The following is a 21,515-nucleotide window of genomic DNA, read 5'->3' as shown; positions in this document are numbered from 1 at the left end:
CAGGTGCAGAAGCCGACCCCGAAGAGCATGCCCGCGTTCAGCGTCAGCCAGTACCAGCGCGGGAAGCGGGCGCGGCCCAGCAGGCTCATGCCGACGCACATCACGACGGCGTACGCGGCGATGCCCAGCATCGGGTTCGGGAACCCGAAGACCGACGCCTGCTCGCTCTTCATGATGTTGCCGCAGGAGACCACCGGATTGAGGCTGCAGCCCGGCGTGAAGTCCGGGTCCTCAAGGAGCTTGAACTTGTCCAGCGTGATGACCCACGCCGCCAGCAGACCCGCAGTACCCGTGATCACCAGAAGCAGCGCGAACGCACGGCTCCCGCCGGTACCACCGGATGGCGGGTCCACACGCCCTGACGGGGACTCGGGCGTACGGGCTTGGGGCAGAGGTGTCCTGGTGGTCATCGGCTGGGTCCTCACTGGGTTCGCGGGCGGCGGGGTCGGCACCCTTTTGCAGTAGTCGTGCATCTCTCGGCAGGACAGGGTCTGTGGGGCTGATTAGCGTCGGTCGCGTCCCCAACGGATCTAGGAGATCCCCCATGAAGATCACGCTTCGTCGTGCCGCGGCGACCGCCATGCTGACCCTGGCCGTGGCGGTGCCGCTGACAACTGCCGCTCAGGCGGCGGAAGTTCCCACGCAGAAGGCGGCGGCCTCCCACCCGTGCGACCACGGCGGCTGCTGGGACGACCATCACCACCACCACGGCCACGACCACGGCCTGCTGGACCTGGACCTCGGTCTTCTCTGACGCGATGCGCTGAACCACCGCGTCACGGAGTGCTTGGGTCCGCCGGTCCGTCCCGACCGGCGGGCCCTGCCACGTGCGGGCCCGCCGAAACGGCCGCGCCTAGCCGCGCAGGCTCTTCGCGGTGAGCAGGCAGTGCGCGGCGCTGGTCATGGTCTCCTCGGCGCCCGCGAAGGCCGCGAGGTCCTCCTCGGCGAGCGGAACCCCGGGCTTGGCCTCGGGCCACGGGCGCGTGGTGAACATGAAGTAGGCGTGTCCCCGCTCGCCCACCGCGGCGAGCCACTCCGGCGGTACGACGCACTGGGCATTGAGGTGCGGCATGTTCAGGACGGCCTGGCCGGCCTCGACGAGGAGGGTGAGGGGCAGGCTCGGGTTGCGGGAGCTCTCCACGACGGGGCCGCCGATGGGGAGCCCGGTGTTGCGCAGCAGGTGCTCGATGGCTTCGGTCGCGGCCTCAGGACCGCCTTCGCCGTCGCCCAGCGAGTAGGCGAGCAGGAAGGGCATGTCCTTCTCGTCCTCCGGGTGTTCACCGCTCCAGGCGACCACGGTGAGGGTGCCCAGATCGGCGGGTCGGAAGGTGCGGGTTTCGCTCGATGTCGAGGTCATCCCGGAACGGTATCGACGTGACCTGATGTCCCGGACCCGTCTGTCACTTGACTGGGTGAGTGCGGGCGAGCGATCACACGATCGGGGCACGCGAGGCACGCGCCGGTCGAACTCCGGGGCCCGTCAGTCGAACTGAGGCCCTGCAGAGGCGTGAAGTGCCGGGGAAAGCCCGAGGGCCGGTCCCGCAGAACGCGTCTGCGGAACCGGCCCTCACTGCTGCGTGCCGTGTGCTCGCGGCAGTACTTCTCGGGGGTGCGTCAGCTGTTGACGGCCGTGTTGCCGAACGCCGGGTTCAGGGCGCCGATCAGGTTGGCCGTGTTGCCCGCGACGTTCACCGGTACGTGGACCGGGACCTCGGCCAGGTTGCCGGAGAGGACGCCGGGCGAGCCGACAGCCGCGCCCTCGGCGGAGGAACCGCTGCCGTCGGTGGCGAAGGCGCTGCCTGCGGCGGCACCCGCGGCGAGACCGGCGGTGGCAAGGACGAGAGCAGCCTTCTTGGCAGTGTTCATAATCAAACCTTCCCTTCGGATTTGCTTTACCTTATGGACCTGTTCGCGGAAGCCTCAGCAGGAACACGCCCAGGTAATTGCTTCCTTCATTCGGCGCAATGCGCCGTCCGGAAGGAGCAAGAAAGAGTTCTACTTCGCGAGGGGAAGTCCGCCGAGAAGCTTGCCGGGTGCGCCGCCGCCCGCGTGCAGGTCGTCAGCGGCACCTGACACGCTGTTGACGACCGAGTCCTTGTTCTCGGCGTCGAGGGCGTTGGTGGCCACCGGGGCCGCGTCGAGCGTCGGCTGGCTGGTGATCGTGTCCAGTGCACCGTTCAGGCTGGTGGGCGTGAGGTCGGCGGCAAAGGCGGGTGCGGCGGCACCTGCGATGACCAGGGATCCGGCAACGACGGCGGCAGCCTTCAGGGGCTTCATCGTGTTCCTTTCTTCGGCGACGGACGGTCGCCAGAGGGGATTTTCACTTCGCCATGGGTAACGAGCGCTGTGAACGGCGGAAACTCTGTGCGGCGGAAAATCCAGGAACCCACCCGAACGAAGGCGGTGTCTCATTCTCGTATGAGATGGACGCGCACATGCCCGTCGCGCCGGCCCTGAGGACCGGCGCGACGGGCACTGACTGAGGCTCAGGAAAGCCCGGGTGCCTGCGGCAGGCCGGGTGCGGCCGGCAGCTTGGGCAGGGCCGGCAGACCCGCCAGGTCGGGTGCGGGGAGACCGCCGCCGAGCAGCGTGGCGGCGAGGAGGTTGACCAGGCCGGTGAGCACGGGCGGAACCGCGCCCGCCACCTTGGTGACGTCGCCGCCGGTGGCCGCCTTGACCAGGGCGTCGACCGCGGTCTGCAGCGCCTTCAGGGCGTCGGCCTTCGGGTCGGCGGCCGCGGCCCTGGAGTCGTCCGACAGTGCCTTGGGGAGGGCCGGTGCCTCCGGGAGCGCCGCGGTGTCGGGGAGTGCCGGGGTGTCAGGGGCCGCCGGGGTCTCGGGGAGTTCGGGCGCCTTGGGGGCCGCGGCAGAGGCCTTGGTGATGGCCTCCTTCACCGGGTCGGCGAGCTTCGTGGCGTCCGCGGCGGGCAGTTGGCCCTTGTCGGCCTTGAGCACGGCGGTGAGCAGGTCGGTGACCGGGGTGAGTACACCGCCGGCGTCGCCCAGGGTCTTGGCCTGGGCGAGCAGCGCGTCCGCCCCGGGGACCGGCGCGCGGGCCGCTTCCTGGGCGCTGGTGCTGTGAGAGTCGCTCTCGGCGGCGATGACGGGACCGGCCGTCCCGATGAGAAGTGAAGCGCAGAGGACGGTGGTCGCGATACGCCGTACGGGCAGAGCGCGCATGAATGTTCCCTTCGGTGATGCGTCGGATCTTGTGTTCACCGTGAAAGCGGTGGACACCGTCCGCAACCGAGCGACTGCCATTTGGGGCATGGCGGCCGTTCGGGGCACACGTGGGAACGCACGACGGCCGTCCTCCTCGGGGGAGAACGGCCGTCGCTGACTGCGTGCTGCTGAGGTGTCAGGCGTTGACGCAGGTGTTGCCGAACGCCGGGTTCAGCAGACCGATGACGTCGACGGTGTTGCCGCAGGCGTTGACCGGAACGTGGACCGGCACCTGGACGGCGTTGCCCGAGCCGACGCCGGGGGAGTTGGTGGCGGCCCCCTGGGCGCCGGCGTCGGCGGCGGCGATGCCGGCGCTGCCGGCCATGGCGGCCACGGCAACGGTGGAGAGGGCGAGGGCCTTCGCGGTACGCGACATGGAGAGTTGCTCCTTGGTCAGTTGATGCATCGGCTGGGCGGGGTGCCCGGCCCATGGATCAACGGACGTCGCCCGCAGGAGTTGTGGGCCCAAAAGGGTGATCTGCTGGCGCACGGTTAACGCGGGGGCCCTCGGCCCGTGCTCCGGGCACGCCCCGAGCGTTACTCACTTCACGTTTCCGACACACTTGTCAGCCTTCCTGGATTAATGCGGAAAGCGGCTAGTGTTGCTCTCCTCCTGAAGCCATTTGAAAGAACAAGTGCGGGAAGTTACGAGTCGAGTGTGACTTTCGCATTTACCTTCTCCCTCCTGGTTCGGAACCTTTCCCGAAAGGGCAACGCCGGTCATGCGTAATTCCCTGGGCCCCCTCCTGCGTCGCGTGACGCTGTGTGCCTTTTCCCTCGCGGTCGTCGCCACGCCGGGCGGCCCCGCCGTGGCCGCCGCGCCCGCACCCCCCGCCGCCGAGGCGTCGAGCATCAAGTTCGCGCAGCGCTATCACGCCCTCCAGCACGGCGGGATCACCCGCGCCGCCAACACGGCCATCACGTGCCGCAAGCCGATGGCGGTCCGCGCGGTGTCATGTCCTTCCGCGCGCGGGGGCAAGACGGCCGCCAACAACGACTTCGACATGTTCTACGTCGACGTCGACAAGGACCCGAACACCTACAACTCGAGCCGCGGCGAGGTCCGGATCCCGCGGGGCTCCCGGGTGTCCTACGCGCGCCTGTACTGGGGCGGCAACCTCCGCGTCGGTGAGCAGAAGCCGCCCAAGGACAACGGCAAGGCCCTGATCGCCGAACCCGGCGGCAGCTACCAGGACGTGAAGGCCGACACCCTGGTCGGGCACCGCACCGCCAACGGAGCGGACGCCTTCCAGGCCTCGGCCGACGTCACGAACCTCGTCAGGGCCAGCGGCGCGGGGATGTACACCGTCGCCCAGGTCAACGTGGCGATGGGCCACTCGAAGGCCGGGGCATGGGGCGGCTGGACGCTGGTCGTCGCGTACGAGAACGAGGCCGCGCCGCTGCGGCACCTGACCGTGTGGGACGGCTTCGACTCCTTCGACGCGCGCGGGCGCAGCCAGGCGGTACGGCTCGGCGGCATGCCGGTCCCGGCCCGCGCCAAGGGCCGCGTCGGCATGGTCACGTACAACGGCGACCGCGGAACGACCGGCGACACGCTCACCGTGTCCACCGGCCGGAGCAGGCCCGTGCGGCTCTCCGACGCGGCCAACCCCGCCCGCGACGTCATGAACTCGACCATCAGCGAGCCGGGCAGGCAGAGCGCGAGGACGCCCGCGTACGCCAACACGCTCGGATACGACTCCGACATCTTCCGCCTCGACGGGGGCCTCAAGGCCGACCGAAAGGGCCTGCTCATCCGTCTTGCCTCGCAGCGAGAGTCCGCGTGGGCCGGTGTGCTCTTCGCCGCTGTGGACGCGAAGCGGTAGCGCACCACCTTCCCCCTGAGCAAGGCGCCGTGCATGCAACTGTCAGCAACAGACCAACGGCTGAGCGTCCTTCATGTCGCCCAGCCCGTCGACGGCGGAGTGGCCCGCGTGGTCACCGACCTGGTGAAGTCCCAGCTGTCCGCCGGGATGCAGGTCAGCGTGGCGTGTCCGGACAGCGGCTGTCTGCCGGACGCCGTGCGCGGCCTGGGAAGCGACGTCCACCGGTGGGCGGCGACCCGTTCCCCCGGGCCCGGCCTTCCGGACGAAGTGCGGCGCCTTGCCCGCATCGTCGACGAGCTGCGGCCCGACGTCGTGCACGCGCACAGCGCCAAGGCCGGGCTCGCCGCCCGGCTCGCCCTGCGCGGCAAGGTCCCCACGGTGTTCCAGCCGCACGCCTGGTCCTTCGAGGCCGTCGGCGGCGTGACCGCGCGGCTCGCCCTGCGCTGGGAGCGTTTCGGGGCGCGCTGGGCCACGCACGTCGTCTGCGTCAGCGAGGCTGAGCGGCTCACCGGACAGCGGTCGGGGATCGACGCGCCCTGGTCGGTGATCCCCAACGGGGTGGACGTCGAGCACTTCCGGCCCATGGCCGCCCAGGCCGCGCGGGCCGGACTCGGGCTCTGCGAACAGGCGCCCCTGGTGGTGTGCGTGGGGAGGCTGTGCCGGCAGAAGGGGCAGGACGTCCTGCTGCGGGCCTGGGCGGCGGTCACCGAGCGGATGCCGCTGGCCCGGCTCGTCCTCGTCGGGGACGGACCCGACGGGCCCGGCCTGCGCGAACAGGCGCCCGCCTCCGTGCGGTTCGCCGGAGCCGTCGAGGACGCCACCCCCTGGTACCAGGCGGCCGACCTCGTGGTCCTGCCGTCCCGGTGGGAGGGCATGGCACTCGTACCCCTGGAGGCGATGGCCTGCGCCCGTCCCGTGGTGGTCACCGATGTGGACGGCGCGCGCGAGAGCCTGCCGCCCGCACTCGTGCCCCACGGCCTCGTTCCCGCCCAGGACCCCGACGCACTGGCGCGAGCCCTCGTCGGACTGCTCGGCGACCCGCCCCTTCGCGAAGCCCTCGGCCGTGCAGCGCACCGCCACGTATCGAACACCCACGATGTGCGGCACACCACGGACGCTGTCGCGGCCGTGTACCGCGAGCTACCGGGCGTGGGGCCCATCAAGTGCAGGGAGTCCATCAACCCGTGAGTGCGGAACGAACTGTCGCCACCCCCGCCGCGCAGCCACGGGCGGCCGACCACGCCATCGCCACCGCCTCGGTCATCCCTCCCCGCGGGGCCGGGAGCGGCCGCAGGACGAGCACCGGATGGGGGGCTTCGGTACGCCGCTCGTCGGCCCTCCCCCTGGTCGCCGTCGACTGCAGCGCCGCCCTGCTCGCCACCGTGCTGCTCACCGATCCGCAGCGCCACCCGCTGCTGGTGGCCCTGCTCCTGACCGCCGTGACCGGCCTGAACGCGCGCGCCGCGCTCTACCGCCGCCTCGCCGTGCCCTCCGCCCTCGACGAACTGCCCTCGCTTGCCTGGCAGACCGCGCTGAGCTGGGGCGCCGTGGGGCTCGTCGCCGCGAGCTTCTCCGCCCTGAGCCCGCTCTCCCTCACCGCCTTGTGCACGGCGGCGGCGCTCCAGAGCGTGCTGTGCTGCACGGGCCGAGGCGCCCTGTACTGGTGGGCGCGCAGAGCGACGCGGCGCCAGCCGCGCCCCGCCCTGGTGGTCGGCCCCGCCCCCGTCGCCCGCCGCGTGGCCGAGGCGGTCCTGCGCCATCCGCAGGCCGGGGTCCGGCCCGTGGGCATCGTGGGCGAGGCGCCCGCCGAGCGCACGGAGTCGGAGGGGGCCGAACTGCCGGTGCTCTCCACGATCGAGGAGCTGCGCCGCGCGGTCATCCAGAACGCCGTACGCACCGTCCTGGTCGTCGGGCCGACGCCGGGACCGGAGCAGATCGGCTGGCTGCGCACGCTGAGCGGATCCGGCTGTGACGTATGGGCGATCGACGCGACGCAGCCGCCGGGCTACGACGCGCCGGGGCGGCAGTCCAGATCCGGGCGGCTCGCCGGGTTCCCCTGCCGCTCGCTCGTGCCCGCCGGGCGCAGGCACTTCAGCCTCAGCAAGCGCGCCCTCGACCTCGTGACCTCGGGGATCCTGCTGCTGCTGATCAGCCCGGTGCTCCTCGCGTGCGCCGCCGTCCTGCGGGCCAGCGACGGCCCCGGGGTGATCTTCCGTCAGGAGCGCATCGGCAAGGGCGGGCGGCCGTTCACCCTGCTCAAGTTCCGCACGCACCGCCCCGCCGACCCGCACGAGGCCGCGACCCGGTGGACCGTGGCGGGTGAGCAGCACATGAGCCCGTTCTGCCAGTTCCTGCGCCGGACGTCGCTCGACGAGCTGCCGCAGCTGTGGAACGTCTTCTGGGGCGACATGAGCCTGGTCGGCCCACGCCCCGAACGCCCTTATTTCGTCGGCAAGTTCAGCCAGACCTACCCGGGCTACGCCGAGCGCCACCGCATGCCGACCGGCATCACCGGGCTCGCCCAGATCCAGGGGCTGCGCGGCGACACCTCGATCGAGGACCGGTGCCGGTTCGACAACGCCTACATCGACAGCTGGTCGTTCTGGCAGGACCTGTGCATCCTGCTGCGCACCGCCGCCTCGCTCGTCCGTCCGACGGGGAGCTGACCCAGGTGAACAGTGCCCCGATCACGCTCTTCCCGCCCGGCTCACCGGCCGCCGCGATCTCCTCGGCACTGCGCGGCGCGGGCCCCGTGCTGCCCGTCATGGCCCTGGTCGCCCTGCTCGCGCTGCCCGTGCCGCCCAGCGACGGCGGCTCCGGGGGCGGCACGATCGCCGACGCGGTCTCCGCCCTCGTGGTGCTCTGGTGCGTGGCCCGCGCCGTGCGCGGGGCACGCCGTCCGCTGACCCGGACCGCAGCCGTCGTGCTCGGCCTCCCGGTGATCGGCATCGCGGTCGCCGCGATCGGCGCGAGCACCGCGTCGGCCGGGGCGACCGGCCTGGTGCGCTACCTCCAGATCTTCGTCCTCGTACCGGCCGCGGTCCTGATGCTCGTGCGCGACCGCCGCGACTTCCGCCTGGTGGCCTGGTCGCTCGTCGCGCTCGCCCTGTTCCAGGGCGCGCTCGGCGCCTATCAGTACGTCACGGGGACCGGCGCCACCTACATGGGCGCGGACATCCGGGCCGTGGGGACCTTCGGTCCGACGGACGTCATGGGAATGGCGACCGTGGTGTCGTACGGAGTGGTGTGCGCGGTTGCTCTCGCGCTCGGCCCGGCATCCCCGAAGCAGCGTCAGATGGCGCTGGTGTGCGCGCTGCTCCTGGTCGTCCCGCTCGCGCTCTCCTTCAGCCGCGGCGCCTGGATCGCCACCGTCGTGGCGTGCGGTGCGCAGCTGGGGCTCGCGGGAGTGCGGCGAGCCCTGCGGTCCCTCGCCGTGGTGGCCGCAGCGGCCGTCGTCCTCGTGGGCGGGTTCGGCATCGGCACGCAGATGCTGCAGGAGCGGATCACCAGCATCACGCAGGTGACCGACGCCCCCGACCAGTCGGTCACCGACCGGTACACCATGTGGGCCGCCGCGGTGGACATGTGGCGCGACGAACCGGTGTCGGGCGTGGGGCTCAAGGCCTTCCCCGACCACCGCGACAGCCACGCCTCGCTGGCCCTGTCGTCGGCAAGCGACACCGGAGGCGCGGGCGCGGAGTTCAGCCGCCAGCCGCTGCTCTCCCCGCACAACATGTACCTGCTCGTCCTCAGCGAGCAGGGGCTGCTCGGCCTGTGCACCCTCGTGGGCAGCTGGGCGGCCTTCCTGCTGCTCGGTCTGCGGCGGCTCGCGCGGGTCCGCGGGGGAGCGGGCGTGGACTGCGCGCTCGTCGCGTGCGGACTCCTCGTCTGGCAGCTGGTGGACTTCGCGTACGCCGACATCGGCGGGCCATCGACGGTGCTCATGGCCGTGGTCCTCGGGCTCGTGGCCTGGTGGGCGCTGTCCGGCCGCGCGCTCGCGGCGCCGATGCCGGGGGAGGCGCCGCGATGACCTCCACGACCCACTCCGTGGACGCGGGCCCGGTCGGCAAGGTGCCCGCGCCGGCCAGCGAGGCCGAGCCCGTCAGGGGCTCCGACCCCTCCAACGGCTTTCTCGCCAAGGCAGCCCTGGTCACCGCGGTCCTCACGGTGGCCGGATCGGTGCTCGGGCTCGTGCGCGACCAGGCGCTCGCCCACTTCTTCGGGGCGGGCTCCGAGACCGACGCCTTCCTCGTCGCGTGGACCGTCCCCGAGGTGGCCACGACCCTGCTCATCGAGGACGGCCTCGCGTTCGCCCTCGTACCGGCCTTCAGCATGGCGCTCGCCCGCCGCGGCCAGGGCGCGCGCCGCGACCCGGTCCGCGCGCTCGTCGCCGCGACGCTGCCCCGCCTGATGCTCGCCTCCGGGGTCGTCGCGCTGATCCTGATGGCCGGGGCGCCGGCCTTGGTGGAGATCCTCGCGCCGGGCCTGCCCGACCCGCGCCTCGCCGTGGACTGCACGCTGCTGACCGCCACCTGCGTCTTCACGTTCGGCCTCGCCGGGTACTGCAGCGCCGCGCTGCGCGCCCACCGCCGGTTCGTGGCCCCCGCGGGCATCTACGTCTTCTACAACATCGGCATCATCACCGCGGTGTTCGTCCTCGCCCCCCGCTACGGCGTCCGCGCGGCAGCCCTGGGTGTCGCGGTCGGCGGCGTACTCATGGTGCTCGTCCAGGCGCCCTCGCTCTGGCGGCAGCTCACCCGCGACACGGCGGACGCCCCGAACGAGCAGGCGACAGGACCGTCGGCCCCGGCGCTGATGGGCAGCACCCTCATCGCCACCGTGCTGCTCTTCGCGCTGTGCCGGCAGTCGCAGGTGCTCATCGAGCGCTTCCTCGCGTCCTCGCTGCCCTCGGGGGCCATCTCGCACCTCAACTACGCGCAAAAAGTGGCGCAGGTGCCGATGATCCTCTCCCTGATGCTGTGCACGGTCACGCTCCCCGTCGTCGCGCGGGCCCTGGCCGAAGGAGACGTCAAGCGGGCCAGGTCGCGCGTCGAGCGGGACCTGGGCCTGGCCGGCTGCGTGGTCCTCCTCGGCACCGCCGTGGTCATCGCCTGCGCGCCGCAGCTCATCCAACTCCTCTTCCAACGGGGCGCGTTCACCGCGGACGACACCGTCGCCACGGCGGCCGTGATGCGCGTGTACGCCCTGGGACTCTTGGGCCACACGCTGGTCGGGGCGCTCGTCCGCTCCTACTTCTCCGGCGGGCGCGCCACGTGGTTCCCGCTGGGCGCGATGGCGGTCGGCGTCTCCGCGACCGCCGCGATCGGCGGCTGGGCGGTGGACCTGTGGGGCGTACGCGGCATCGCGCTCGCCAACGCGGCGGGGATCAGCGTCACCGCCTTCGTGCTGCTGTGCGGGATGGGGCCGCGCAATGTGCCGATCCGGGTCCGCCGTGTCCTTGGCGAACTGGTCAAGCCGGTGGCCGCGATGGTGTGCGCCACCGGCTTCGGCGGGGCCTTCGCGAGCCGCGTCGAATCGCCGTTCCTCGCCTTCGCCGTCGGGTCCTCGACCGTCGCCGCTGTCTTCGTCCTGGTGCTCTGGGCCCTGAAGGCCCAGGCCATCGAACCCGTCGTCCGATCCGTCACAACCGCCGTCACATCCGCCACACGAAAGCTCACGCATGTCCGTTGACACAGCACTCGGTGAGACCCCACGTTCGCGGCGCACGCGGCACTGGCTGCCCCAGGCGCCGATGTGGGTGGCGATGTACCACTCCGTGGACAACTGCGCGGACGACCCCTACAAGATCACCGTCTCGCCCGAACGCCTCGCCGCCCAGCTGCGCTGGCTCCGCCGCCAGGGGCTGCGCGGGGTGAGCATGACGCGGCTCCTCACGGCGCGCGCCCGCGGCGAGGGACGCGACCTGGTCGGCCTCACCTTCGACGACGGGTACACCGACTTCGTCGACCACGCCCTGCCGCTCCTGCGCCGCTACGACTTCGACGCCACCCTGTTCGTGCTCCCGGGCCGCCTCGCGGGCGAGAACGCGTGGGACCCCCTCGGCCCGCGCAAACCGCTGCTCACCGCGGACGGCATCCGCCACGCCGCCGCCGAGGGGATGGAGGTCGCCTCGCACGGCCTGACCCACATCGACCTCACCCGGGCGGACGACCGGCTCCTGTGGCAGGAGACCAGTGGCAGCCGGGTCGAGTTGTCCGACCTCATCGGCCGCGAGGTGGAGGGCTTCTGCTACCCGTACGGAACCGTCGACCAGCGGGTCGTCGAGACCGTACGCGCGGCCGGCTACCGCTACGCGTGCGCGATCTCCCCGGGTCCCCTGACCGGGGTGCACGCCCTGCCGCGCGTCCACATCGGGCAGGAGGACACCGCCCTGCGGCTCCAGCTGAAGCTGCGGCTCAACCGGCTGCGCCGCCGGGCGGTCCGCGAACCGGCGGTGGCCGAGTGAAGGCCCTGCACATCATCACGGGCCTCGGGGTCGGCGGCGCCGAGCAGCAACTGCGCCTGCTGCTGCGCCACTTGCCCGCCGCCTGCGACGTCGTGACCCTCACCAACCCCGGTCCCGTCGCCGAAGGCCTGACGGCCGACGGGGTGCGCGTCATCCACCTGGGCATGTCCGGCAACCGTGACGTGGGCGCCGTCCCCCGCCTCGCGAAGGTCATCCGTGGCGGCCGGTACGACCTCGTGCACACCCACCTGTTCCGCGCCTGCCTCTACGGGCGCATCGCCGCCCGCCTGGCGGGGACGCGCGCGGTCGTCGCCACCGAACACTCCCTCGGCGACTCGCAGATGGAGGGACGGCCGCTGACCCCGGGCGTCCGCGCGCTGTACCTGACCGGCGAGCGCCTGGGCCGGGCCACGGTGGCGGTGTCCCCGTCCGTCGCCGAGCGGCTCAGCCGGTGGGGCGTGCCCCGGCAGCGCATCCACGTCGTACCGAACGGCATCGAAGTGGAGCGGTTCCGCTTCGACCCGCGGGCCCGCGTCGCCGCCCGCCGTCAACTGGGGCTCCCGGACGAGGCGTTCGTCGTCGGCGGGGTCGGCCGCATCGTCGAGGGCAAGCGCTTCGACGTCCTGCTGCACGCCCTCGCCTCGCTGCCCCAGGACGTACGCGTGCTCCTGGTCGGCGGTGGCCCCGACGAGGACAGACTGCGCATGACGGCGGCCCAACTGGGGCTCGCGGAACGGGTGGTGTTCGCCGGGGAGCGCTCGCATCTCTCTTCTGAGACCACCGGCCTCCCGGCGCTCCTCGCCGCGATGGACGTCCTCGCGTCGCCGTCGCCCGAGGAGGCCTTCGGCCTCGCTGTCGTGGAGGGGCTCGCCGCCGGTCTGCCGGTGCTCTACGTCCGGTGCCCCGCCGTCGAGGACCTCCCGCCGGAAGCGGCCACCGGCGCCGAGCGCGTCACGGGCGACCCGGATTCCTTCGCGCGGGCGCTGCTGCGGGTCCGGGATGCGGGGGCGCGGCCGCGCCTCGCCCTTCAGGCCGCGCACCACTACAGCATCACCCGCAGTGCAGCACAGCTGATGCATGTCTACGAGGCAGCTGCCTCCGGCTCGACCCCGAGAGTGAGTTCCTGATGACCGATACCCTCAGCAGGCGGCACCGCCCGGCCGGTCACCCGGCCCCGATGCTGGCCCGCGTGAAGCGGCTTCCCGCGTGGTGGCTCCTGCCGGCGGGCGCCGTGCTCGGCGCCCTGACAGGCGGGGCCTACGGCGTGGTGAAGACCCCTCAGTACACCGCGACGAGCTATGTGATCGCGGTCCCGGAGAAGGACTCCGACCCCACGGCGGCGCTCGGCTTCGCCACGGCGTACGGCCGGGTCGCCACGCAGGTCGCGGTGCTCGGCGACGCCCAGGTGGAGTCGGGCGTCTCGCCGCAGACACTGCGCGACAGCGTGCAGGCGGCCACATCGCCCGACGCCCCGATGATCTCGATCTCGGCGACCGCGGCCAAGCCCGGCAAGGCCCGTGACATCGCCAACGCGGTGTCGCGCTCCCTGACCAACAACGCGAACCACACCAAGGACAGTACGCAGGTACGCCTCCTTCAGCTCTCGCGCGCGGTCAAGCCCGCGGCCCCCGCGTCGGCATCGGCGCCGATGACCGCCCTGGTGGGCGGCTGCGCGGGAGGCCTGCTCGGCGGGCTCGCCCTCCTCGTGCGCCCCCGGCGCGGCGATGACGCGGTCCCGGCTTCGGTGCCGGGTCCCGCGCAGTCCGCCGATCTCAACCGGGAGAGGTGATGGGGGTGGCCGAAAGCGCCCTGACCGTCGAACTCTGCACGGACGAGGGCGAGTTCGGGGGCCTCGCGGCGGCGTGGGCCCGGCTGCACCGCAGGTGCGGGACGGCGACACCGTTCCAGAGCCACGCCTGGCTGCACTCGTGGTGGCTCTCCTACGGCACGCGCGGGCGGCTGCGCGTCGTCCTCGTGCGCAGGCACGGCGAGCTCGTCGCCGCGGCGCCGCTGATGCGCGCGTACGTCCCGCTCCCGGCGCTCGTGCCGCTGGGCGGCGCGATCTCCGACTTCACCGACGTGCTCCTCGACGACGCGTTCGCCGACGAAGCCGCGGACGCGCTGGCGGGCGGCCTGTCGGAACTGGCCCGCAGCGCGCTGATCGACTTCCGCGAGGTCCGGTCGGGAGCCGCCGTGGAGCACATCTACGAACGCTGGCGCGGGCCCCGGCTCCGCCTCGCGGACTCGCTCTGCCTCGAGCTGCCCGCGGCGTCGATGGAGGAACTGCTCGGGCGGCTGCCCGCGCCACGGGCCCAGCGGGCGCGCGCCAAGATCCGGAAGATGGACGCGCTGGGCGTCGAGCGGCGGATCGTACGCCACGACGAGGTGGACGATTCGGTGCGCACGCTCCTGCGCCTGCACCAACTCCAGTGGCAGGGGCGCAAGGTGACGTCCGAACACCTCCAGCCGCGGTTCTCCGAGCACCTGATCAGGTCGGTCGGGCTCATGGTCAGGGCGGGCGACGCGGTGGTCACCGAGTTCCGGCTCGACGACGCCGTGGTGGCCGCCGATCTGACCCTGCTCTCGCCCCACCTGGTCGGCGGCTACCTCTACGGGGCGCATCCGCAGCTGCGGGAGCGCAAGGTGGACGTGGCCACGATGCTCCTGAACGCCTGCACGGAGCACGCCGAGGGCGACCGGAGCCGGGTCCTGAGCCTCCTGCGCGGCAACGAACCGTACAAGCACCACTGGCGCCCCGAGGAGGCCACCAACCACCGGCTGCTCCTCGCCCGCAGGCGCACCGCCCCCGTGCTGCGGGCCGCCGCGTGGGACGCGGCGGCCCGCAGCCGGGGCAAGGAGTTCCTGCGGGCGCGCAGGGAACGCCAGGAGCGGTCCTGAGGGCTCCCTTCTAGGGCCGCTTGTACCAGTCCAGGCGCATGCACAGCTTGCCGCCGAGCCAGTGCTCGACCCAGTCGCCGAGGTTCAGCGGGGAACAGTTCGGCGGTGTCGTGGGCGTGGCCGGCTGCGTCGGCTCCGGGACGGTCGGCTCGGTGTCCTTACGGCCGAAGAGCAGGGACCGGTAGGCCTTGGACGACTTGGGATTGTCGTCGCACTGCCACACGCCGTGCGGGCAGTAGTCGGTGACGGTGTTGTACAGCGGTTTGTGCTCGTCCATCCAGGCGAGCATTTTCCGCATGTATTCCTCGTTGTCACCGTTGCGGAAGAGACCCCACTCCGGATAGGAGATCTCCTTGCCGTGTTCCTTCGCGAATTCCACGTGCTTCTTCAGGCCGTACGGCTCGCTGACCTGCTCGGCGAAATCAGTGCCCGTCGGCTGGTCGTACGAGTCCATGCCGACGATGTCCACGACGTCGTCGCCCGGATAGCACTCCGTCCACGGAATGGCGTCCCGGCCCCTGTTCGGCGTGAAGTCGAACTTGAACTTCTGTCCCGGCACCGAACGCATCGTCGTGACGATGCGCTTCCAGTACTTCTTCCAGGCCTCCGGGTCGGGACCACATCGATGGGTGTACGTGATGCCGTTCATTTCCCAGCCGAGCACCACGACGGTGTCGGGCACCTTGAGCTTCACGAGCCGCTGCGCGAGCGCGCGGTAATGCTCGTCGAAATCGCCCGCCGCGCCCCGGCGCAGCAGCGAGCGGACCTCCGAGTCGCCGACCCGGTCCTCGTTGCGCTCCATCATGGGGACGTTGAGCACGAAGAGCCGGTCGTCCTGCGCGCGCCGCCACTCGGCCCAGCTCTCGAGGAAGTTCGGGGCCCCCTCGATGTTGCTCCACCGGTCGCCCGGCAGGTAGGTGTGCCCCACGCGCAGCTCGGCGCCGCCCAGCCACTTGCTGAGCTCGGCCATGCGTTCCACGCCCTGGGGCCCGTAGGTGAGGTAGGCGCCGAAGGCTGGCTTCTTGGCGTCCGGGGCGGCGGGGACGGCCGGGGCGTCCGACGGGTCCGGTGTCGCCGCGGTGTCCGGACCGACCGGGATCGCTGGGGTGGCCGCGGAGGGGGATGGGACGGGCGCCGTCGTCGGCAGCCCGGCGAGGCCGGGCAGCTCGACCGGTGGGTCGGGGTCCTGCCCGGCTCCCCACGCGTATCCGGGCCCGACGGCGAGCGCCGCCGACATGACGATTCCGCCGGCAATGAATGCCAGCCGTCTACTGGTGGTCAGGCGTCTCTGCAAAGCCATGGCCGCTCCTCATGCTGCTCCTCCATCTACTGACACTCAGTCATATGTATTTCTATTGCGCCAATCGAGCCCCTAATCCTTTGGGCGTGCCCATCGCCCGCATGGGGGATCGAATTGAGAGGATTTGGCCGTGCTAACTCTCGACACGCGAGTCCCCGCGGTTCTGCTGCGGATCGACCGGAATCCCTTTCATCACGGCACGCTCGGAGCTGTTCGGTCCCTCGGCCGCGCGGGAGTGGAGGTACATGTAGCGGCCTCGGATTCCGCCGGGAGTCCGGTGCGCAGATCCCGCTATCTGCATCAGACGCACCCTCCGCCGCCGCCGGGGGCATCCCTCCAGGAAATCTCATCCGTCCTGCGCCGCATTTCCCACCGGGTGGCCCGGCCGTCCGTGCTGATTCCGATGGACGACGCGGGAGCCCTGGCGATCGGGCGCCTGCAGAAAGAGCTGGCCGAGTCCTATCTCCTGCCGGACCAGGCGAGCGGCCTCGCGGAACGGGTGGCCGACAAGGCGACCCTGGCCCAGGTGTGCGCCTCGGCCGGCATTCCCCACCCGGTGACGCTCCTGCCGGAATCCCCCGCCCAAGCAGCCGCCGCCGTACGCCGGTTGGGGCTCCCCGTGGTGGCGAAGTGGAGCCGCCCGTGGCTCGTCCCCGCAGGGACCGATCTGCGCAGCACGGTCCTGGTGCGCTCGGCGACGGAGGCCCAGGAGCTCTACCGGCGCAGCGAGGAGGCGGGCAGCCGCCTCCTGTTGCAGGCCTTCCTGCCGGACGGCCCCGGCCGCGACTGGTTCGTCCACGGATACGTCGACCGGACGGGCGCCGTGCGCGGCGGCGGCTCCGGCCGCAAGCACCGCTCCTGGCCGCGCGGTGCGGGCCTGACGGCGGTGGGCGAGTGGACGCCCGACCCGGGCCTGCGGGCCGGCGTGGAGAGGCTGGTCGACACGCTGGGCTACCGGGGCATCTTCGACCTCGACTTCCGGGTGGACGCCGCGACGGGCGAGCACTGCCTGCTCGACTTCAACCCACGGCCCGGCGCCCAGTTCCGGCTCTTCGCCGACGGGGCCGACCTGGACGTGGTGCGCGCCCAGCACCTGGACATGACCTACCGCCCGCTGCCGGCCGCCGCCGTGCTCTCGGGCCGCGCGTTCGTCGTGGAGAACTACTCCCCGCTGGCCGCACTGCGCGTCCTGATGACGGCGGGGCCCGCCTCCACGGCGTCACAGCGCCGCGAGCTGGCCTGGCACGCCCAGGACGACATGGCTCCGGCGCGTGCCATGTGGGTGCTGTGGTGCCGGCACGTGACGCGGCGGCTCCTCGGCCGGCTGAGGCGGACGGTACGCCCCACCGGACCACCGGGGGAGGAGGTGCGGGTGCGGATGGTGCGCCAGGCGGGAGCGCCTGACGGCTCCGGCCGTGCCGAAGCCGCCCGTATCGACGACGAGAGAGCGAGCAGTTGCTGATGTATGACCTGTTGGTTGTCGGAGCCGGCCCCTACGGGCTCTCCATCGCGTCACACGCCGCCGATGCCGGACTCGACGTACGCATCTTCGGCAGACCCATGGCGTCCTGGCGCGACCACATGCCGCGGGGCATGTTCCTGAAGTCGGAGCCCTGGGCGTCGAACCTCTCCGACCCCCGGCGCCGCTACGGCCTCGCCGAGTACTGCACGCGCAACGGGATGGAGGCCAGGCACGGCCAGCCGATCTCCGTGGAGACGTTCGCCTCGTACGGCCTGTGGTTCGCGCAGCACGCCGTGCCGGACGTCGACGAACGCATGGTGGCGTCGGTCAGCGCCTGCCCCGGAGGGTTCGAGGCGGTCACGGAGGACGGCCAGACCGTCCGCGGCCGCACGGTGGCCCTGGCCGTCGGGGTGATCCCCTTCGTCGAGATCCCCTCGGCGCTGCACGGCCTTGGCACGGAGCACGTCTCGCACAGCAGCCACCACCGGGACCTGGACCGCTTCCGCGGCAAGGACGTCACCGTGATCGGCGGGGGCCAGGCGGCGCTTGAGACCGCGGCGCTCCTCGCCGAGCAGGGAACGCGCGTGCGGGTGCTCGCACGGTCGCGCCGGCTGAGCTGGAACAGCGTGCCCCCGGAGTGGAAGCGCCCGTGGCGGGAGTCCGCCCGCGCTCCGCACAGCGGCCTCGGCTGCGGCTGGCGCAACTGGTTCTACGCCGAGGTGCCGGGCGGCTTCCGGCGGCTTCCCGAGGCCACCCGCGCCCGCATCTCGGCGTCGGCGCTCGGCCCCGCGGGGGCCTGGTGGGTACGCGAGCGGGTCGAGTCACGCGTGGAGGTGCTGCTCGACCACGAGGTCGCCACGGCGTCGGTCGCGGGGGGCCGGGTGCGTCTTGAGACCGTGGGCAACGCGAGCGGCGGCCCGGACTTCGAGACCGACCATGTCATCGCGGCCACCGGCTTCAGGGCCACGAGTGCGCGCCTCGGCCTGCTTGCCCCGGACGTGCGCCGGGGCCTTGCGGTGAACGCCGCACAGGAGCCGTACGCCTCCGTCGAGTTCGAGTCCTCGTACCCCGGTCTGTTCCTCGCGGGCCTGGTGACGGCGTCCAGCTTCGGCCCGGCCATGCGCTTCGTGCACGGGGCGTCGTTCACGGCGGGGAGGCTGGTGCGGGGCGTTCGACGGAGCCTGCGACGGACGCCGTTGGGGACCGCGGTCCCGGCGCCGGTCGGTGAGCTCGACCGCCGGACACCCCTGGGCGCCGTCAAGCGCTGAGGAGGAAACCCCGTCTGTCGGGAACTCGATCAGGTGATGCCGTCGGCGAACGGGTGAATCGGTTCTTCGGCGGCGGCGATCAGGTGGTGGACTCTGTGGTCATGGGACGGGCCTGGTTGCCCTCCGCCAGCCGTCGGCGTCTTCGCCGTGGGTGGGCGACACCGCCTTCGCGGGCCGGCCCCCCTCCCGTTCTGGCGGGGAAGAGACCCTCGGGTGTCTCTTCCCCGCCAGCGGCATGTCCGGGCGGCTAGCGGCCGGACGAGGCGCGCCCGCGGCGGTACAGGATCCCCCCGCCGACCAGCAGCGCGGCGCTTGCCGCCGCCGCGGCCAGGAGGTCCTGGTCGCTTCCGGTCTCGGCGAGCCGAGCGTGGCCGTGCGGCGCCGCGGGGGCGGACACCTGCCGGGCGACCGAGGACGCGACCTGCTGCGGCGGCGCCGCGTGCTGCACCGGCCTGGGGACGGAGCGCTCGACGGGCGGCTCCACGGGCGGCACGACGGCCGGGGGAGGCGTCTCGTGCTGCGGAGGCGTCGGCGCGGGCACTCCGTTGGAGCAGCTGTTGCCGGTGACCGGGTTGAGCACGCCGACCACGTCAGCGGTGTTGCCGCAGGCGTTCACCGGCACGTCCAGGGGGGCCTGCAGGCTGTTGCCCGACAGGATGCCGGGCGACTGCCTGGCGTCGCTCTCGGCCAGCGACTGGGTGCCGGCGTGCGTGCCCGGCTGAGAGCCCGGCTGAGAGCCCGGGTACGAGTCCGTGTCCGAGCTCTGGCCGTATCCGCCGTCGTCCGTCCTGGTGGCCGCCCGCTCCTGCGTGGCCGCCCGGTCCGGGGCGCTCGTGTGCTGCTCCTTCGAAGCGGACCCGGAGTTCGCGCAGCTGTTGCCGGTGGCCGGGTTGGCCGCGCCCACCACGTCAGCGGTGTTGCCGCAGGCGTTCACCGGAACGTCGAGGGGGGCCTGCACGCTGTTGCCCGACAGGATGCCGGGCGAATCCGCCGCGACCGCGTCCCCGCCCGCGGCGAACGCGTTCGAGCCGGACAGGGAGAGGATGCTGGTCGCGGCCGCGGTCGCGAGCATCCCTTTACCAATGACCTGTCGCAAGGTAGTTGTCTTCCTCTGTGCAAGTGGAAAGCCGGCCTTGGAGTCGGAGCGACAGTCCAAGGCCGGCCATGAAACAGCCTGGTGGCTGGGTGCTATCAGGTGTTGGCGCAGGTGTTGCCGAAGGCCGGGTTCAGCAGCGCGATCACGTTCACGCTGTTGCCGCACACGTTGACCGGAACGTGGACCGGGACCTGGACGACGTTGCCGGAGAGAACGCCCGGCGAACCGACGGCCGCACCCTCGGCACCGGCGTCGGCGAACGCGGGAGCCGCCATGCTCATGGCCATCACGACACCAGCGATGATCGTTGCGCTCTTCTTGTGCTTCACAGATGTTCCCTTCTCTGTGGTCATGCCGATCTGGCAGTCGAAACCGAGCGAGCACTTCTGTTTACGTCTCGCACCATGACCCGCAGTCTGCAAACGAGTTGAGTGAGCGGAAGAAACCGCTGGTTTCGACCGTTCAGAAAATTCACCCGAATTACCGCATTCAAAAATGAAGGAGCTCGGGCTGCCACGCCTTGAAGAAGGCGGGCGGCCCGAGCGTCCTCACATCGGCAGAGATCAGCCGTTGAACTCGCCGTTCCCGGACAGGACCGGGATGTCGTTCAGGATGTGCGACAGCGGCTCGTCGCCCTTGGCCTGCGTCGAGTTCTCGGTGCACTGCTGGTTCTGCGGGGCCGACAGGACCGGGATGTCCTGGACGGCGATCGGCACGAGGCCGACGAGCGAGCCGACGTTGCCCTTGACCGGCAGACCGACACAGGGCTTGTTCAGCGAACCCTGGACGAGCGAGAGCTGGGGGCTCATGTCGCCGTGCGTCGCGGAGTTGCCGTACGCCTGCTTGGCGCCGTTGCCGCTCAGGGAGGTGGTGCCGTGGTCGTCACCGATGGCCAGCGCCGTCGGGGCCGCAGCGGCAGACATGCCGACGACCGAAACGGCAACCGCCGCCGTGGCCATAGCCTTCTTCATCATGGTGTGTGTTCCTTTTCTGGGCAGACGCTCGAGTCACTGCGAGCTGACCAACATGCCGACCGGAGTTTGGGTTTCGGGGCTTCACTCGGTTGGGCCCTCTTCCGTCCCTCTTCGGGCCTTCGTTGGGCCATCAGAGTGAAGCGGAGCAACTATGCGGAGGGCGTGGAGTTAATCAGAGCGCTCCGGCGAACGGGGTTTCTCCAGAAGGGAATTAGTTGTGATCAAGAAGGGTATGGCTGCAGCTGCGGTTGCCGTCTCCGTCGTCGGCATGTCGGCCGCCGCTGCTCCGTCCGCGCTGGCCATCGGCGACGACCACGGCACCACGTCTCTCAGCGGCAACGGCGCCGAGCAGGCCTTCGGCAACTCGGCCACGTACGGCAACATGAGCCCGCAGATGGCGCTCATCCAGGGCTCGCTCAACAAGCCCTGCATCGGCCTGCCGGCCAAGGCGAACGTCGGCTCGCTCGTCGGCGTCGTGCCGATCTCCGTCCAGGACATCCCGATCCTGTCGGCGCCGCAGAACCAGCAGTGCACCGAGAACTCGACGCAGGCCAAGGGCGACGAGCCGCTGTCGCACATCCTGTCCGACATCCCGGTCCTGTCGGGCAACGGGGCGGGCAACGGCTGATCTCCCCCACGCAGTGCACAGCGGGCCGCCGTTCACCGGCGGCCCGCTGTCGCGTTCACCCTGTCGCGGTCAACTCGGCCCGGCCGTCAGCTCCGTGGCCAGGGATCGCGTGACACGAGTGCCATCCACTCCTGGTCGGGTCGGCCAGGAACGGTCTTGCCCTGTCTTTCCCAGGAATCCTGCAACGACGTGTAGATGGGGTCATCGACGCGGCGTTCCGGAGAATCCCTGCTCACCGGGATGAGGCCTTGACGCTTCCATTGCTGCTTGAAGTCAGCCATGTTCCCTCGCCATCGAAAGGCGTGTGTGGAGCCATGTGTTCCAGCAGTGGAATCAGGCGAAACCGAACGGCTTAGGGCGAACGAGTTGTTGTTCG

The 21,515-nt window shown here is 71.5% G+C and carries 23 protein-coding genes; 13 read left to right on the top strand and 10 right to left on the bottom strand.

Annotation, left to right across the window (positions count from 1 at the left end):
* Positions 1-410 (bottom strand): vitamin K epoxide reductase family protein (locus ABZ833_RS26080; RefSeq protein WP_361050729.1); only part of this gene is annotated, 410 nt, incomplete at its 3' end.
* Positions 411-544: 134 nt separating this feature from the next.
* On the opposite strand from ABZ833_RS26080, the gene ABZ833_RS26075 reads away from it, so the two are divergent.
* Positions 545-754, top strand: coding sequence for a hypothetical protein (locus ABZ833_RS26075; protein WP_361050726.1), 210 nt, complete (start codon positions 545-547; stop codon positions 752-754).
* A gap of 99 nt (positions 755-853) precedes the next feature.
* Here ABZ833_RS26075 and ABZ833_RS26070 read toward each other — a convergent pair whose 3' ends face one another.
* The 5 genes from ABZ833_RS26070 to ABZ833_RS26050 form a co-directional block, all read right to left on the bottom strand.
* Complete coding sequence (locus ABZ833_RS26070; protein WP_361050724.1) at positions 854-1,357, bottom strand: DUF5949 family protein; 504 nt, start codon at positions 1,355-1,357, stop codon at positions 854-856.
* Positions 1,358-1,614: 257 nt separating this feature from the next.
* Complete coding sequence (locus ABZ833_RS26065) at positions 1,615-1,866, bottom strand: chaplin (RefSeq protein WP_361050721.1); 252 nt, start codon at positions 1,864-1,866, stop codon at positions 1,615-1,617.
* A 129-nt stretch (positions 1,867-1,995) separates the two neighbouring features.
* Positions 1,996-2,277, bottom strand: a complete 282-nt coding sequence (locus ABZ833_RS26060; protein ID WP_249588007.1) for a hypothetical protein — start codon at positions 2,275-2,277, stop codon at positions 1,996-1,998.
* A gap of 209 nt (positions 2,278-2,486) precedes the next feature.
* On the bottom strand, positions 2,487-3,179 hold the full coding sequence (locus ABZ833_RS26055) for a hypothetical protein (protein ID WP_361050717.1): 693 nt from the start codon (positions 3,177-3,179) through the stop codon (positions 2,487-2,489).
* A 178-nt stretch (positions 3,180-3,357) separates the two neighbouring features.
* On the bottom strand, positions 3,358-3,597 hold the full coding sequence (locus ABZ833_RS26050) for a chaplin (RefSeq protein WP_361050714.1): 240 nt from the start codon (positions 3,595-3,597) through the stop codon (positions 3,358-3,360).
* Positions 3,598-3,943: 346 nt separating this feature from the next.
* Between ABZ833_RS26050 and ABZ833_RS26045 the strand changes: the two genes are divergently transcribed.
* From ABZ833_RS26045 to ABZ833_RS26005, 9 genes are all read left to right on the top strand, one after another.
* Entirely contained in the window at positions 3,944-5,047 is a 1,104-nt protein-coding gene (locus ABZ833_RS26045; protein WP_361050711.1) for a DUF3344 domain-containing protein, read from the top strand.
* A gap of 33 nt (positions 5,048-5,080) precedes the next feature.
* Positions 5,081-6,235, top strand: a complete 1,155-nt coding sequence (locus tag ABZ833_RS26040) for a glycosyltransferase (RefSeq protein ID WP_361050708.1) — start codon at positions 5,081-5,083, stop codon at positions 6,233-6,235.
* The gene (locus ABZ833_RS26035; protein ID WP_361050705.1) at positions 6,232-7,713 is read left to right on the top strand and encodes a sugar transferase; all 1,482 of its coding nucleotides are present in this window, start codon (positions 6,232-6,234) and stop codon (positions 7,711-7,713) included. Before ABZ833_RS26040 ends, ABZ833_RS26035 begins: the two co-directional genes overlap by 4 nt.
* 98 nt (positions 7,714-7,811) lie before the next feature.
* On the top strand, positions 7,812-9,077 hold the full coding sequence (locus ABZ833_RS26030) for an O-antigen ligase family protein (protein ID WP_361050861.1): 1,266 nt from the start codon (positions 7,812-7,814) through the stop codon (positions 9,075-9,077).
* Positions 9,074-10,738 (top strand): lipid II flippase MurJ, encoded by a 1,665-nt coding sequence (locus ABZ833_RS26025; RefSeq protein WP_361050702.1) that lies wholly within the window; start codon positions 9,074-9,076, stop codon positions 10,736-10,738. The genes ABZ833_RS26030 and ABZ833_RS26025 overlap by 4 nt, the downstream gene beginning before the upstream one ends.
* A gap of 61 nt (positions 10,739-10,799) precedes the next feature.
* On the top strand, positions 10,800-11,513 hold the full coding sequence (locus tag ABZ833_RS26020) for a polysaccharide deacetylase family protein (RefSeq protein ID WP_361050858.1): 714 nt from the start codon (positions 10,800-10,802) through the stop codon (positions 11,511-11,513).
* On the top strand, positions 11,510-12,640 hold the full coding sequence (locus tag ABZ833_RS26015) for a glycosyltransferase (RefSeq protein WP_361050699.1): 1,131 nt from the start codon (positions 11,510-11,512) through the stop codon (positions 12,638-12,640). The genes ABZ833_RS26020 and ABZ833_RS26015 overlap by 4 nt, the downstream gene beginning before the upstream one ends.
* Complete coding sequence (locus tag ABZ833_RS26010) at positions 12,640-13,302, top strand: lipopolysaccharide biosynthesis protein (protein WP_361050696.1); 663 nt, start codon at positions 12,640-12,642, stop codon at positions 13,300-13,302. The genes ABZ833_RS26015 and ABZ833_RS26010 overlap by 1 nt, the downstream gene beginning before the upstream one ends.
* A 5-nt stretch (positions 13,303-13,307) precedes the next feature.
* Positions 13,308-14,411: a GNAT family N-acetyltransferase gene (locus ABZ833_RS26005; RefSeq protein ID WP_361050693.1), complete on the top strand. Its 1,104-nt coding sequence runs from the start codon at positions 13,308-13,310 to the stop codon at positions 14,409-14,411.
* Positions 14,412-14,421: 10 nt separating this feature from the next.
* Here ABZ833_RS26005 and ABZ833_RS26000 read toward each other — a convergent pair whose 3' ends face one another.
* Positions 14,422-15,711 (bottom strand): glycosyl hydrolase, encoded by a 1,290-nt coding sequence (locus tag ABZ833_RS26000; protein ID WP_361050691.1) that lies wholly within the window; start codon positions 15,709-15,711, stop codon positions 14,422-14,424.
* Between the two features lie 130 nt (positions 15,712-15,841).
* Between ABZ833_RS26000 and ABZ833_RS25995 the strand changes: the two genes are divergently transcribed.
* Positions 15,842-17,173, top strand: coding sequence for an ATP-grasp domain-containing protein (locus ABZ833_RS25995; RefSeq protein ID WP_361050688.1), 1,332 nt, complete (start codon positions 15,842-15,844; stop codon positions 17,171-17,173).
* Positions 17,173-18,441, top strand: coding sequence for an NAD(P)-binding domain-containing protein (locus ABZ833_RS25990; protein ID WP_361050685.1), 1,269 nt, complete (start codon positions 17,173-17,175; stop codon positions 18,439-18,441). Before ABZ833_RS25995 ends, ABZ833_RS25990 begins: the two co-directional genes overlap by 1 nt.
* Positions 18,442-18,688: 247 nt before the next feature.
* Here the strand turns inward: ABZ833_RS25990 and ABZ833_RS25985 are convergent, their stop codons facing one another.
* From ABZ833_RS25985 to ABZ833_RS25975, 3 genes are all read right to left on the bottom strand, one after another.
* Complete coding sequence (locus ABZ833_RS25985) at positions 18,689-19,513, bottom strand: chaplin (protein ID WP_361050682.1); 825 nt, start codon at positions 19,511-19,513, stop codon at positions 18,689-18,691.
* Positions 19,514-19,632: 119 nt separating this feature from the next.
* The gene (locus ABZ833_RS25980; protein ID WP_283779161.1) at positions 19,633-19,824 is read right to left on the bottom strand and encodes a chaplin; all 192 of its coding nucleotides are present in this window, start codon (positions 19,822-19,824) and stop codon (positions 19,633-19,635) included.
* Positions 19,825-20,100: 276 nt separating this feature from the next.
* On the bottom strand, positions 20,101-20,511 hold the full coding sequence (locus tag ABZ833_RS25975; protein WP_361050679.1) for a rodlin: 411 nt from the start codon (positions 20,509-20,511) through the stop codon (positions 20,101-20,103).
* Positions 20,512-20,728: 217 nt separating this feature from the next.
* Between ABZ833_RS25975 and ABZ833_RS25970 the strand changes: the two genes are divergently transcribed.
* Positions 20,729-21,139 carry a rodlin gene (locus tag ABZ833_RS25970; RefSeq protein WP_249587991.1) on the top strand — a complete coding sequence of 137 codons (411 nt, stop codon included), beginning with the start codon at positions 20,729-20,731 and terminating at the stop codon, positions 21,137-21,139.
* Positions 21,140-21,515 lie beyond the last annotated feature (376 nt).

The organism is Streptomyces sp. NPDC047525 (assembly GCF_040643025.1).
GTDB lineage: Bacteria > Actinomycetota > Actinomycetes > Streptomycetales > Streptomycetaceae > Streptomyces > Streptomyces durmitorensis.
The sequence above is the reverse complement of the archived record's forward strand: the minus strand, read 5'-3'. Positions and strand labels throughout refer to the sequence as shown.

Coding starts and splice junctions, on each gene's coding strand:
- ABZ833_RS26030 (WP_361050861.1), top strand. CDS start 7,812: ATGGCCCTGGTCGCCCTGCTCGCGCTGCCCGTGCCGCCCAGCGACGGC.
- ABZ833_RS26055 (WP_361050717.1), bottom strand. CDS start 3,179: ATGCGCGCTCTGCCCGTACGGCGTATCGCGACCACCGTCCTCTGCGCT.
- ABZ833_RS26060 (WP_249588007.1), bottom strand. CDS start 2,277: ATGAAGCCCCTGAAGGCTGCCGCCGTCGTTGCCGGATCCCTGGTCATC.
- ABZ833_RS25980 (WP_283779161.1), bottom strand. CDS start 19,824: ATGGCCATGAGCATGGCGGCTCCCGCGTTCGCCGACGCCGGTGCCGAG.
- ABZ833_RS26025 (WP_361050702.1), top strand. CDS start 9,074: ATGACCTCCACGACCCACTCCGTGGACGCGGGCCCGGTCGGCAAGGTG.
- ABZ833_RS26050 (WP_361050714.1), bottom strand. CDS start 3,597: ATGTCGCGTACCGCGAAGGCCCTCGCCCTCTCCACCGTTGCCGTGGCC.
- ABZ833_RS26045 (WP_361050711.1), top strand. CDS start 3,944: ATGCGTAATTCCCTGGGCCCCCTCCTGCGTCGCGTGACGCTGTGTGCC.
- ABZ833_RS26075 (WP_361050726.1), top strand. CDS start 545: ATGAAGATCACGCTTCGTCGTGCCGCGGCGACCGCCATGCTGACCCTG.
- ABZ833_RS26020 (WP_361050858.1), top strand. CDS start 10,800: ATGTGGGTGGCGATGTACCACTCCGTGGACAACTGCGCGGACGACCCC.
- ABZ833_RS25975 (WP_361050679.1), bottom strand. CDS start 20,511: ATGATGAAGAAGGCTATGGCCACGGCGGCGGTTGCCGTTTCGGTCGTC.
- ABZ833_RS26070 (WP_361050724.1), bottom strand. CDS start 1,357: ATGACCTCGACATCGAGCGAAACCCGCACCTTCCGACCCGCCGATCTG.
- ABZ833_RS26000 (WP_361050691.1), bottom strand. CDS start 15,711: ATGGCTTTGCAGAGACGCCTGACCACCAGTAGACGGCTGGCATTCATT.
- ABZ833_RS25985 (WP_361050682.1), bottom strand. CDS start 19,513: ATGCTCGCGACCGCGGCCGCGACCAGCATCCTCTCCCTGTCCGGCTCG.
- ABZ833_RS26065 (WP_361050721.1), bottom strand. CDS start 1,866: ATGAACACTGCCAAGAAGGCTGCTCTCGTCCTTGCCACCGCCGGTCTC.
- ABZ833_RS26010 (WP_361050696.1), top strand. CDS start 12,640: ATGACCGATACCCTCAGCAGGCGGCACCGCCCGGCCGGTCACCCGGCC.
- ABZ833_RS25990 (WP_361050685.1), top strand. CDS start 17,173: ATGTATGACCTGTTGGTTGTCGGAGCCGGCCCCTACGGGCTCTCCATC.
- ABZ833_RS26040 (WP_361050708.1), top strand. CDS start 5,081: ATGCAACTGTCAGCAACAGACCAACGGCTGAGCGTCCTTCATGTCGCC.